Here is a 12,497-nt window from a genome sequence, read left to right on the forward strand (position 1 = left end):
GCGTGTTCCCGGGTCTTACTCCACCAGAACATCGGCCCGCAGCAGCAGCTCCCGCCGCAGGGTCAGCCCGATCGCCTTGGCGGTCTTGAGGTTGATGACCAGTTCGAAGGTCGTGGGTTGCTCGACAGGCAGATCGCGGGGGTGCGCACCTTCCAGCATCTTGCCGACGTAGCTCGCTGCGCGGTAGAACTGCTCCGCCAGGTTCGGCCCGTAGCTCATCAACCCGCCGGCTTGAACGGGTTCCCGGGTCGAGAACAGCGCGGGCAGACGTTGCTGGACGGCGAGTTCGGCGATCCGCCGCGCTTGTGAGAAAAACAGCCCGTCGCCAGGCACGATGAGCGCCTGCGCGCGGCCCTTCTTGATCGCGCCGAAAGCAGCCTCGATCTGGCCGGCGCTCGCCACCTGCATGGGAAGGACCCGCACGGCCTCCCGCGCCGCGGTCTGGATGTTCTTCAAGTAGACGGCGTGGCCCGGATGACCCGGATTCACCAGCACGGCAACCGTCGAGAGGCTGGTGATCGCCTCGCGCAGAAACTCCAGGTACTTGTAGCTGAGGTCGGCGCCGACGCTCGACACGCCGGTCACGTTGCCTCCCGGCCGCGACAGGCTCTGAACAAAGCCGAAGACGAGTGGATCGCCGCTCGCTGCGAAGACGATGGGCAAGGTGGTCGTGGCTTGCCGGACGACTTGGATGGCAGCGGGCCCCGCAGCCACGATGACGTCCAGCTTCTGCTCCAGCAGCTCCGCCGCGAGATCGGGAAGACGCTCGTAGGCGCTTTCTGCCCACCGGGCCTCGATGGCGATGTCTTTGCCCTCGACGTACCCCAGGTCGCGCAGGCCTGCCCGAAGCCGATCGAGCCGGTCGCTCGCGATGCGCGCCGAGCTGGTGTCCAGGTATCCGATGCGCATCAGCTTCGACGATGGCCGTTGTGCGAACGAGGCGTGCGGGGCACAGGCTGCACCCATCGCGAGCGTCAAGAGGATTCTTCTGAGGCTGTCCACTCCGTCTGTATCCTTGCCCTCCGCCACGGGAGTGGGGCGAGTATCGTGCGTTGCCGGCCTTCGCGCCAGCGCTCGGCGTCGACCTGAGCACACGAGTTCGGGCATCGACGCCGCGACCGACGAGGGGGAGGGAAGCTACGACCGGGACGACGACTGAGCGCAAGCGCGCACGGCGCAAGATCCGGCGATCAGGCCCAAATGCCCTTGTCGTCGTGCCGGCGGAACGCATCCGCAGCGGCCTCGAGCCGCTTCAGCAGGAGCCGGAACAGAAACGGCCCGACGCTGAGCCTCGCCACGCCCAGCCCGGCGAGCTCGGAAATCGCGATGCTTTCCGGTCCGTACAGGATGTTCGTCGGGCCGAGGGCGACGTACTGGCGTATGGCCGATGCGTCCGACAAGAAGATCGGGTAGACGCAATCGGCACCGGCATCGAGGTACTTCCGGGCGCGCGTCAGACCCTCCTCCAGAGGGCCTTGGCGATAGTGCACGTCGATCCGTGCATTGATGACCGGGTCGAAGCCACGGGCACGCGCCGCTGCCTTGATCGAGGCAATGCGTTCCGCGTGCCGGTCGGCGTCGACCAGAGCACCGGCACGATGATCGGTGTCTTCGAGGTTGGCCCCGCAGGCGCCTGCGCCGGCAAGCCGGTCGACAAATTCCTGTGGCGACAGTCCGTAGCCATCCTCCAGGTCGGCCGTGACCGGCAGCGTCACGGCGTCAGTAATGCGTCGAAGCGCGCCGAACGCGACGTCGGGTGGAAGGTGGCCGTGATCCTCGTACCCGTTCACGGGCGCGAGCGCCGCGCTGGCGGTGGCAATCGCGCGCATGCCGGCGGCTTCGACGACTCGGGCGCTTTCCGGGTCCCAAACGTTGGCCAAGAGCAGAGGATCGCCCGGAACATGCAGCTTGCGCAGCTTCTCGGCGTCCGCGGCAAGGTCGTGCTCATGAGATCTTGTTTGACCGGTCATGCGCAAGCTCGTCCTCAGTGATGGTGAAGTCCCCCGCGGGCGCCGCGAGGAATGGCATCCACAAGAATAGCGACTCGGCTAAAAAATCCAAGGAACTAGGCGCTACCCTTTCCAACCCGGGGCGCGAACACCCTGGCCAGGCCGGTCGCGAGGTCGCGCGCCGAAAGCGGCTTCTGCAGGACTTCGTCGGCCACGATCGCCGAGACGCCTTCCGGCGCCACGCCACGCGCATCGACCGAAGCGCCTTCACCCGCCTTCCCCGCCGTCGCTCCCAGGTAGCCGCTCATCAGCACGACGGGCAGGGTGCTGCGCATGCCACGCACTTCGCGGATCAGCGCCGAGCCCGACATTTCCGGCATGCGCTCGTCGGTGACGAGGGCATCGAAGTGCTCGGGGTCGGCACGAAACGCCGCGAGCGCAGCCGTACTCGAGCTGAAGCCGATGGGCGCATAGCCCAGCTCCGCCAGGATGCGGGTCGCAAGCTGCATCAGCGGCTCTTCGTCGTCGACGACCAGCACGCGCTGGCCGTCGCCGCGTGCCAGGGCCGCCTCCTTTTCTTCGCCCGGCTCTGCCGCGTCCCCGGAGCGCGGCATGTAGACGACGAACGTGCTGCCGGTGCCGGGTGTGCTCGCGACGTCGATCGCGCCGCCGAGCTCGGTGACGATGCCGTGCACGAGCGACAGCCCCAGGCCGGTACCGGTGCCCACTTCCTTGGTGGTGAAGAAGGGGTCGAAGATGCGATCGATGATCTCCGGCGCCATGCCGGCGCCGGTATCCGCGACCGTGAGCACGACATACTCTCCCGGCCCGCGCGCACCGATCGTCCCGACGCGAGGCGCCTCGACGCGCTCGATGGCGAGCTCGACGCGCAGGGTTCCGCCGGCCGGCATGGCCTGGATGGCATTGGTCGCAAGATTGGCCACCACCTGATGCACCTGTGTCGCGTCGCCGAGTACCGCCGCGGGCCCCGCGTGCAGGCTGGCCTGCACGGTCACGCTCGGCGGCAACTTGCCCGAAACCAGGTCGAGCACTTCGCGTACCACCCGCTCGACATGGACAGGCACACGCTCGCCGACCGCACTGCGGCTGAAGGCCAGCAAGCGCTCGACGAGTGCGCGCCCGCGCTCGCCGGCGACCATGATGCTGTCGAGGTCGCGCGCGAGGCGGCTCCCCTTGGGCGCGTCGCGCAGCGCCATCTCGCCGTAGCCGAGGATTGCTCCGAGGATGTTGTTGAAGTCGTGCGCGATGCCGCCCGCAAGCGTTCCCATCGACTCGAGCTGTTGCGCCTGGCGCAGCTTGCGCTCCATCGTCTTCAACTCTTGCTCTGCCAGCTTGCGCGCCGTGACGTCGGTGGTCGAGCCGGTCCACCGGATGACCTTGCCGGTGTCGTCGCGCCGGCAGATGGCCTGGAGGCTGTGCCAGCGGGTCTCCCCGCGGACGATGTAGCGCACCTCCATGGCGAGCCGGTCGCCGGTTCCGGCGAACAAGGCCTCCCGCGCAGCTTCCCATCGCACGAAATCCTCCGGGTGCATGTTGATGCGCGCCCTGTACTCATCCCTGTTCACCCACTGGGTTCCGGGCGGATACCCGCTCAGTTCGTACGCTCTCGGCGAGACCACATACGTGTTGGTGGGGACTTGCCAATCCCAGTATCCCGACTCGCTCGCAGCCATGGCGAGCTCGTAGCGCTGCTCGGATTCGCGCAGCGCTTCTTCGGCGCGCTTGCGCTCGGTCACGTCACGCACCGTGCCGGTCCAGCGAACGACCGCACCGGAAGCGTCGCGCGCTGCGATGCCGGTCAGATGCACCCAACGCGTGTCCCCCTCCCGGACGACTCGGGCCTCGACGTCGTAGCGCACCGTCTTGCCGGCAAAGTGTTCCATGAACGCCCGCAGCAACAGCGGGCGATCCTCGGGGTGAAACGGTATCCGTGCGACAAGGTCATCGCGCCCGGCGAAGCGCGTACCGGGCGCAAAGCCGTAGATCTCCAGCAAGCGCGGCGAGGTGTAGATGGTGTCGTCGGCGACGATCCAGTCCCAGAAACCATCGTCGCTCGCGTCCATGGCGCGCGCGTAGCGCTCCTGGTCGCGCAGTGCCCTGGTTCGCCGGGAGCTCCCCCAACCCACGCCCCATCCCACGACGGAGAACGCGATGAAGCGGGGCAGATCGAGAACGCTGCCGAGCAACGGATAGGTCACCGCAACCAGTTGGGGAAGCGTGAACGCGGCCAGCACTGCCGCCAGGAGTCCGGGGCCGGCGCCGCCGAACCACGCCGCGGCGATCACGGCAAACATGAACAAGCCCGCAAGACTGAGAATCGGACCGGCGGGCGAGAGGTACACCAGCACCGCGAGCAGCACCCACGCGGGCGCCAGTGCATACCGCAGCGCGCCTGCCTGCATCACTCGCTCTTCGAGCGGAGCAGTCTTGGCCGGCGACAGCTCCTTTCGGGTCAACAGCTTGGGGCGCACCCTTCTTGCTCCGAGGCCGCGCGCTGCCTCCGAAGACCGTGGGAGGCTGCGCCTGAAGCGTCCCTGCAGGACGAGGATCGGGGCAGCATACACCCGACAGCGCAGCTTCGGTGCCGGCGCGCATGTCCAGCGGCTCGACGGCCAGCCCCAGCGCATCGACTGAGGGGCTCGCCGGAAGCGCCAGGGCAACGAACTCCTGTTGCTGGCTCGCACGTGTCGTACCGGCGCGTCCTGCGTCGGACACACGACGCCGCTTGTGCACGAGGTTGGCATTGAGGCCGTGCGCCAGAGATGTTGATCGGCTGTTCCGGTTCAGCAACCGGACGCCGAACCGGCCTTCGAGGGTCGCGATGTACTTGCTGACGGTTCCCCTCGACAACGCCAGATGCTTGGCGGTGCGGGAGAAGCTTTCGGAAGAGGCGACCTCGCTGAAGGTGCGCAGGAGATCCAGGCTGTCCACGATGTTCCCCTTCGTTGCCGGGCAAAGCGGCTACTCAAGGCGTGCCGAGTCCGAGCTTCTTTCTCAGGCTTGCGTCGACGGGACCGGCCGGCAGAAAGCGGCGCAATTTGCTCAACAGGGACGCCTCTCCGGGCGGCGTGCAACGCATGCGCCACACACCCAGCGCCGCCTCGACGATGGTGCTGGCCACACCATCGGGTGCGGGTGCACTGCTGACGCTGTCGGCCACGGCGCGCGATGCGAGTTCGCGTTCGCGGTCATAGTCCGCGATTCTTGCCTGCGTACGGGGCGAATTGGCTTCCAGGTTGGTCTTCGTGTAGGCCGGCTCGACCAGCGTGACACGCACGCCGAACTGGCGCACCTCGTGGTCCAGCGTTTCGGACAGCCCTTCCACCGCATGCTTGGACGCCGAGTAGAGCCCCATGTAAGGGGCCGGAAGAAAGCCGAGCACCGAACTGACATTGACGATCCGTCCGCGGCGCTGTGCCCGCATGTGCGGGAGTACCGCCTGCGTGGTGCGCAGGATGCCGAGCACGTTGGTGTCGAGCAGCGCCTCCGCCTCGGCCGTCGCAGTTTCCTCCACCGCGCCGATCAGGGTCGCTCCTGCGCTGTTGACCAGCACGTCGACGCGCATGGTCCGGCCAATGATGGATTGGATGCCGAGCCGGACGGAGGCTTCGTCGCGAACGTCCATCTCGACCAGCTCGACGCCGGGCAATGCGGGCGCCTTCGCGATGTTGCGTACGGTGCCGAATACCTGGCAACCCCGCTCGGCAAACTTCTGGGCGGCAACGCGTCCAATGCCCGATGACACGCCGGTAACCACGACGACCGTTGAATTCGACATTTCAGTTCCCTCGATAGGTGAATTAGGATGAAGAAGAGCAGATCAGTGCGCAGGCCGGCTGCCGTCGCCGGGCCTGATCTTGAACCAGATGGAATACATGGCCGGCAGGAACACCAGCGTCAGGACCGTCCCCGCCAGAGTGCCGCCGATCAGCGTGTAGGCGAGCGCGCCCCAGAACACTGAATGGGTCAGCGGGATGAAGGCCAGGATGGCGGCCATCGCGGTCAATATCACCGGCCGCGAACGCTGCACGGTGGCTTCGACGACCGCATGGAACGGGTCCAGCCCCTCCTCTTGGTTGTGGTGGATCTGCCCGATCAGGATCAGCGTGTTGCGCATCAGAATGCCCGACAGCGCCACGAGGCCGACCAGCGCATTGATGCCGAAAGGTTCCCGGAAAATAAGCAGGGTCGGCACCACGCCGATCAGCCCCAGCGGACTGGTCAGGAAGACCATGACCATTGCGGAGATGGAACGCACCTGGAAGATGATGATGAGCAGCGTGATCGCCAGCATGATCGGGAACAGCGGCAGCATGGCTTGGGTCGCCTTGCCCGATTCCTCGATGGAGCCGGCCTGCTCGATGCGGTAACCGCCCGGCAGCTTGTCCATGATGGGCCGCAGCTGCTGGGTGATGGCCGTCGACACGTCCGGCGGCTGCAAGTCATCGGCGATGTCGCCATGGACGGTGATCGTCGGCATGCGGTCGCGCCGGCGCATGACTGGTTCTTCCATGCGTACATCGACCACACCCACTTGCGACAGCGGGAGGCGCTGGCCATTGGCGCCGGAGAGCGTGAAGTCCGCGATCCTCGCCGGGTCAAGCCTGGCGGCACCGGCCGAGCGGGCCACGACCTGCACCGTGCGGATGTCCTCGCGCACGGCGGTGACGGGCACGCCGCTCAGGAAGAACTGCAGTTGCTGCGCCACGGCACTGGAGGTCAGCCCCACAGCCTGCAATCGGTCCTGGTGCAAGGTGAAATGCAGCGTGGGCGTGCGCGTGCCCCAGTCGGTGTTGACCGTGCGCATCATCGGACTGGCGGCCATGACCTGCTGCACGTCGACTGCAATCTTGCGCAGCTTCTCCGGATCCGGCCCGGTGACTCGGTAGGCGACCGGGAACGGCGAATACGGGCCGAACACGAGTTGGGTGACACGCACGCGCGCCTCCGGAGCAAGGCCATCGGCAATCGCCTCGCGCAGCCTATGCTTCAACACGTCGCGCTCTTCCTGGCTGCCCGTTCGGACAACGATCTTGGCAAACGACGGATCAGGCAACTCCGGCCCCATTGCAAAGTAGAAGCGCGGCGCGCCCTGCCCGATGTAGGCCGTGACAATGCCCGCCTCTTTCTGCTCGGCCAGCCATGCCTCCACTTTCGCGGTGGCGTCGCTGGTCTGCGTGATCGACGTGCCATAGGGCATCTGCACCTCGACCAGGACTTCGGGCCGGTCGGAGATCGGGAAAAACTGCTTCTTGACGAGTCCCATGCCGAGGATGGCCACCACGAAAAGACCCACGACCGCGCCGGCCACCAGCCACTTGCGCGCGATCACGCGCGCCAGCACCCCGCGCAAGCGGTTGTAGCGCGGCGTGTCGTAGATCGCTGCGTGGCCACCTTCGATCTTCTTGAAATCGGGCAGCAGCTTGACGCCAAGATGGGGCGTGAAAACCACCGCGACCCCCCAGGACGCGATCAGCGCGATGCCGACGATCCAGAACATGTTGCTGGTGTATTCGCCCGCAGTGGACGGCGCGAAGCCGTTGGGCATGAAGCCGACGGCCGTGACCAGCGTGCCCGAGAGCATCGGCGCCGCGGTGTGGCTCCAGGCATAGGCGGAGGCGGCGACGCGGCTGTAGCCCTCTTCCATCTTCACCACCATCATCTCGATGGCGATGATGGCGTCGTCCACCAAGAGGCCCAGCGCCAGGATCAGCGACCCCAGCGTGATGCGGTCGAAATTCTTTCCGGTCGCGGCCATCACCACGAAGACGATCGCCAATGTCAGCGGCACGGCCGCGGCGACCACCAGGCCCGCGCGCCAGCCCATGCTCAGGAAACTCACCAGCATCACCACCAGCAGTGCGGCGAAGAACTTGACCATGAACTCGTCGACCGAGGCATTGATGTTGACGGCCTGGTCGGTGACCTTGGTCAGGCTCATGCCCAGCGGCTGCTCGGCATTGATCGCCGCGACCTCGTGGTCCAGCGCCTTGCCCAAGTCGAGGCCGTTCCAGCCTTCGCGCATGACGACGCCCAGCAGCAGGGCCGGCTCGCCGCCGTTGCGGACCATGAAGGTCGCCGGGTCGTCATAGCCACGCTGGACAGTGGCGATGTCCGACAGCTTCAGGGTGCGGCCCTGCGCCGAAACCGGCGTGTCGCGGATCTTCTGCAGCTCGTCGAAAGGGCCGTCGAGGCGGACGAACACCTGGGGCCCCTTGGTTTCAACGGAGCCCGCCGGCGTCAGTGCGTTCTGGCCATTGAGCGCGGCAAACACGTCCTGCGGGCTGAGGCCCAACGTGGCCAGCCGCTCATGCGAGAACTCGACATAGATCCGCTCGGACTGCTCACCGATGATGTTGACCTTCTTCACGCCCGGCACATGCAAAACGCGCTGGCGCAGTGTCTCCGCGTCGCGCACCAGCAGGCGCTGTGCTTCGCCCCGCGCCTTGAGCGCGTACAGCGCAAAGGTGACATCCGCGTATTCGTCGTTGACCATCGGTCCGATCACGCCGGACGGAAGGTTGGCGGCCTCGTCGCCGACCTTCTTGCGGGCCTGGTAGAACTGCTCCTGCACCTGGGAGGGTGGCGTGCTGTCGAGCAGGGTCAGGGTCGTGAAGGCGAGGCCGGGCCTGGTGTAGGTCTCGGTACGGTCGTAATAGCGCAATTCCTGCAGGCGCTTCTCGAGTTTCTCCGCAACCTGGTCCTGCATCTCCTGCGCGGTGGCGCCGGGCCAAGCGGTGATGATGGTCATCACCTTGACGGTGAAGGCCGGGTCTTCCGCCCGGCCTAACTTGAAGAACGCGACCAGTCCCGCCAGCGAGATCAGGCAGATCAGGAACAAGGTGATGGAGCGCTCGCGTACCGCAAGCGCCGAGAGGTTGAAACGGCCTTCGCTCACGGACGCGCCCCCGGCATCGCCCTGTCGGCAGCAGCCTGGCCCGCCACACGGACCTGGTCGCCGTCGCGCAGCAGGTGCGCGCCGAGTGCGACGACCTGGTCGCCCTGCTTGAGCTGGCCAGTGACCTGCGCGCGTTCGTCGTCCAGCTGTTCGACGGCCACCGGCTGCCAATGCACCTTCGCCGGATCGCCGCCGATGACCCATACCCCTGATCCCTTGCCTGTATCGAACAGGGCGCCGATGGGCACCTGCACACCGTTTTTCGTGGCAGCCTTGCCGTCCGCGATGCGGACCGTCACGGTGGCGCCCACGGGTGCGTTGGCCAGGTCACCGTCGAGCACATACCGCGCCTCGAACGTGCGTGTAAGACGATCGGCCGCGTCCGACAGCTGCCTGAGCTTGGCCGTGACCGCGACGCCCTCCTTGCCAAACAGCATGGCCTGCCCCGCGGAGCCGATGACGGGGCGGAGCGTCTCGGGCAGTTGCACCACGGCCTCCCTGCGGCCGGCCTGCGCCACGCGCACCACGACTTGTCCAGCATTGACGACCTGCCCGGGCTCGGCCAACGTTTCGAGGACCGTACCGTCCACGTCGGCGACCAGCTCCGAATAGCGGTTGGCATTGCGAGCGACCTCGGACTGCGCCTCGGCTGCACTGAGCTGCGCCTGGGCAGCATCTGCTGTCGCCTTGACCTGGTCGTAGGCCGAAGCCGAAATGGCCCCCGTGCCGCGCAAGTCGCGATAGCGGAATTCTTCGTCGCTCGCCTGCTTGGCACGCGCCCGGGCAGTGGCCACGGCCTCCTGCTGCGCGCGCGAGGCCAACCTCAGGTCGACCGGATCGATGCGCATGAGCAGTTGCCCGCGCTTGACCGCCTGACCAGCGTCCACGAAGCGCTCCAGCACCTTTCCGGAGACACGGAAGCCCAAGTCACTCTGGACCCGCGCGGCGACGGTGCCGGTGAAAGATCGCGATGCCGAGACGGATGGCTGAACGGTGGCGGCACGCACCAGCGGCGTTTGGGTGCGCGGATCGGGCGCCGCCTTGTCGTCGCAGGCGACCAGCGCGAACGGCAAGGCGCAAAGGAGTGCGGATGTAACGAAGCGGCGCGAATTCATGAGGGCCCCATGGACGAATCGATCAGGGCCCCGATTGTGATAACAGTGACCGTTTTAGTCAACGGTCACTACAGAATTTGTCTACGGCGACAAGCTGCGCAACACCAGCCCCGACAGCTGCACCGGCGCCTGGTCCGTGTGAGCGAAGCTGTGCTGGAGCATCAGAGGGTTGATGTAGGGGTGCATGACCAGGTAGATCGCTGCCGCCGTCTCATCGATCGGCGTCTTGCGCTCGAAGTCGCCGGACTCCCGCCCCTGCTTGAGCACCTCGACCAGCAACTGGCGGATGCACTCTTCATGGGCGATGGCCGACTGCCAGCGCTCGCTCGCTGCCGAGATCGCAATCTCGTAGAGCTTGCGGTCCTGGGAGAACAGCCGAAGGCTCGAGTCGACGATGGCCTTGAACATGCGGCGTAGCTTCTCCGGCGGGCGATCGGCCCCGTCGACCGCCGCGCGAATATCCGCTCCGATCTCGCGCAGGCAGTTCGCACAGATCATTTCGCCGATCGCCTGCTTGGACTCGAAGAACTTGTAGATGTACGCCTTGGAGAAGCCGATGGCCTTGGCAAGGTCGGAAACCGTGGTCTTCTCGTATCCGTACCGGCTGAAATGCTCGGTCGCCGCAACGACGATCTGCGCGCGCACGTCATGGTCGGCAGGCCCCCGCATGGCAGGGGGAGAAGAAATTGCATTGCTCATGGCCACAGCTTAGCGCGCTTGTAAAAAGACCACAACGAGTGACTGTTTTGAATTATAGTCACCATGCCGCCTAGCGCTCGATCCGGAGATGCCATGCCCCAACGTACCTTTGCCATTCCCCTGTTGTTCAGCCTCCTCGCAGGCTGCGCCGCAGGCCCCGACTACGTCCGGCCGGCCACCCCCTTGCCCGACCGATTCATCGGCGAGGCCGCCCTCGCCAGGCGGACCGCCGCTGCGAATGCCGAGTTGGTGACATGGTGGACCGCGTTCGGCGATGCACAACTGGCCCGCTGCGTCGAGCGCGCATTGGCACAGAACCTCGATCTTGCGCAAGCGTCTGCCCGCGTGGCGCAGGCCCGGGCTGGCCTCGGCGCGGCGAATGCGGCGTTGCTGCCCTCCGGCAACCTCAGTGGACAAGCCGCAAGGGCCTATCAGTCGGTCGAGACGCCGCTGGGCCAGATCCTGAACGCGCGGCCAGGTTTCGATCGCTACGGCAACGCCTATGAAGCAAACCTCGGAGCAAGCTGGGAGCTGGACATCTTTGGCGGCCTGCGTCGGGGGCGCGAGGCTGCGCTGGCCGACTACCAGGCCTCGGAGGCCGGCGCAGCCGCCACGCGCCTGGCCGTGGCCGCGCAGACTGCAGACATCTATATCACGCTGCGTGGACTGCAGTCCCGTCTGGCCATTGCACGGCAGCAAATCGGCACGCAGCAGGAACTGCTGTCGAAGATCAATCTGCTCTACGGCAAGGGCCTGGCCGCCGAACTCCAGCTTAGGCAGGCTGAAGGTGCACTGGCGCAGGTCCGTGCGACCGTGCCGGTGCTGGAGGCTGGCGCGACCGCGGCCATGAACGCTCTCGACGTGATGCTGGGCGCGGCGCCGGGTGCGCACCATGCCGAACTCGCGACAGCAGCGGCCATCCCCATCGCACCGCGCATCAGCGCCGCCGGATCGCCTGCCGAATTGCTGCAGCGGCGGCCCGACCTGATCGCCGCCGAGCGGCGCCTTGCGGCATCGAATGCCCGCATCGGCGTGGCCGTGGCCGAGTACTACCCGAAGCTGTCGCTCGGAGGAATGATTGGCAGCGCCACGTCGGTGGCCAGCGGAAACCTGTTCACCGGGGGTGCCAGCCAGGCCGCGGCCCTGCTCGGCCTGCGCTGGCGGCTGTTCGACTTCGGGCGCATCGATGCGCAGATCGAGCTCGCCAAGGGGCAGGACGCGGAGTTGCTTGCGGCCTACCGGCTCGCCGCGCTGCGTGCCACCGAAGACGTGGAAAATGCCTTCTCCGCCCTCGTCAAGCGTGAAGAGCAAGCCACCCTGCTCGCGCAGGGAGAGGCCGCTCTCGGCCGTGCGCGAGGGGCATCGTTCGCGGCCTATCAGCGAGGTGTCGTCAGCCTGATCGAAGTGTTGCAGGCCGACGAGAGCGTGCTGCGCGTGGCCGATGCACGAGCGCAGGCGCAAACGGAATCGGCGCGCGCGGCGGTCAGTGCATTCAAGGCGCTGGGCGGCGGCTGGCAGGCCGAGCCCATCAGAGCGGCGGCAATCGGGTCGCATTGAGATCGCGGATGCCACGTGATTTAGCGGAGTCCCCACTTCACCCGGGCGAATCCCCACACCGTCACTGCGGCGCCGGCGATCGCGCCACCAGCCACCACCAGGAAGGCAGACTCAAGACTGAGCTTACCCGCGAACACGAGAGCCGCTGCCGACAGCGCGCACAACACATCAACACGGCAGCGGCCGGCGGCAACGCGTCCTCGATGACAATCAGCTGAATTACTCGGGGCCCCGCACAAGTCGGGCCTCGCACGAGCA

General features: G+C 66.6%; 8 protein-coding genes and 1 pseudogene. 1 reads left to right on the forward strand and 8 read right to left on the reverse strand.

From position 1 onward, the window contains the following. Positions 1 to 15: 15 nt before the first annotated feature. From AC3A6X_RS12510 to AC3A6X_RS12545, 8 genes and pseudogenes are all read right to left on the reverse strand, one after another. Positions 16 to 978: an ABC transporter substrate-binding protein gene (locus AC3A6X_RS12510; RefSeq protein ID WP_487842475.1), complete on the reverse strand. Its 963-nt coding sequence runs from the start codon at positions 976 to 978 to the stop codon at positions 16 to 18. 212 nt (positions 979 to 1,190) lie between these two features. Then, positions 1,191 to 1,970, reverse strand: coding sequence for an isocitrate lyase/PEP mutase family protein (locus AC3A6X_RS12515; RefSeq protein ID WP_487842476.1), 780 nt, complete (start codon positions 1,968 to 1,970; stop codon positions 1,191 to 1,193). Between the two features lie 95 nt (positions 1,971 to 2,065). Next, positions 2,066 to 4,441 (reverse strand): ATP-binding protein, encoded by a 2,376-nt coding sequence (locus tag AC3A6X_RS12520; RefSeq protein ID WP_487842477.1) that lies wholly within the window; start codon positions 4,439 to 4,441, stop codon positions 2,066 to 2,068. A 285-nt stretch (positions 4,442 to 4,726) separates the two neighbouring features. Further along, positions 4,727 to 4,901, reverse strand: a pseudogene (locus AC3A6X_RS12525) (LysR family transcriptional regulator); the annotation flags it as partial. Positions 4,902 to 4,935: 34 nt separating this feature from the next. Then, positions 4,936 to 5,748, reverse strand: coding sequence for an oxidoreductase (locus AC3A6X_RS12530; RefSeq protein ID WP_487842478.1), 813 nt, complete (start codon positions 5,746 to 5,748; stop codon positions 4,936 to 4,938). 42 nt (positions 5,749 to 5,790) lie between these two features. Continuing rightward, a complete protein-coding gene (locus AC3A6X_RS12535) occupies positions 5,791 to 8,868 on the reverse strand; it encodes an efflux RND transporter permease subunit (protein ID WP_487842479.1) in 3,078 nt (1,025 codons plus the stop codon). Beyond that, positions 8,865 to 9,983, reverse strand: a complete 1,119-nt coding sequence (locus AC3A6X_RS12540; RefSeq protein WP_487842480.1) for an efflux RND transporter periplasmic adaptor subunit — start codon at positions 9,981 to 9,983, stop codon at positions 8,865 to 8,867. The genes AC3A6X_RS12535 and AC3A6X_RS12540 overlap by 4 nt, the downstream gene beginning before the upstream one ends. Positions 9,984 to 10,064: 81 nt before the next feature. Further along, positions 10,065 to 10,682, reverse strand: coding sequence for a TetR/AcrR family transcriptional regulator (locus AC3A6X_RS12545; protein WP_487842481.1), 618 nt, complete (start codon positions 10,680 to 10,682; stop codon positions 10,065 to 10,067). Between the two features lie 93 nt (positions 10,683 to 10,775). Here AC3A6X_RS12545 and AC3A6X_RS12550 point away from each other — a divergent pair, with 93 nt between their 5' ends. Next, positions 10,776 to 12,239, forward strand: a complete 1,464-nt coding sequence (locus tag AC3A6X_RS12550) for an efflux transporter outer membrane subunit (protein ID WP_487842482.1) — start codon at positions 10,776 to 10,778, stop codon at positions 12,237 to 12,239. The last annotated feature ends 258 nt before the right edge of the window (positions 12,240 to 12,497 follow it).

This window comes from Variovorax sp. Soil_C_12 (assembly GCF_057657375.1).